Consider the following 538-nt stretch of genomic DNA (forward strand, 5'->3'; position numbering starts at 1 on the left):
CGACATGGTGCAGAACCACCTGCTGCAACTGCTGTGTATCGTCGCCATGGAACCGCCGTCGAGCCTGTCGCAAGACGCCATCCGCGACGAAAAGCTGAAGATCTTGAAAGCGCTCAAGCCGATTCCGCTGCAAGAGGTGCCCGAGAAGACCGTGCGCGGCCAGTACCAGGAAGGCGCCATCGCGGGGCAGCCGGTGCAGGGCTATCTGCATGAGCAGGGCCTTCCGCCGGACAGCCGCACCGAAACCTTCGTCGCCATCAAGGCCGAGATTGCCAACTGGCGCTGGGCCGGCGTGCCGTTCTACCTGCGCACCGGCAAGCGCATGCCGGAGCGGTCGTCCGAGATCATGATCCAGTTCCGGGCCGTGCCGCACTCGATCTTCTCGGGCCAGGACCTGCGCGCCAACCGCCTGACCATCCGCCTGCAGCCGGAAGAAGAGATCTCGCTGTCGCTGATGAACAAGACGCCCAGCATCGAGGGGGTCGAGCTCAAGCCCGTCAGCCTCAACCTGTCGCTGGACGACGCCTTCAAGCAGGGG

The 538-nt window shown here is 64.7% G+C and carries 1 protein-coding gene; it reads left to right on the plus strand.

The features are described 5' to 3' along the window. Nucleotides 1-538: glucose-6-phosphate dehydrogenase (NADP(+)) (locus tag D1614_RS28755; protein WP_497006688.1), on the plus strand; the 538-nt coding region annotated here is incomplete at both ends.

Origin of the sequence: Maribellus luteus, from assembly GCF_003576475.1 — a bacterium.
Classification (GTDB): Bacteria; Bacteroidota; Bacteroidia; order Bacteroidales; family Prolixibacteraceae; genus Draconibacterium; species Draconibacterium luteum.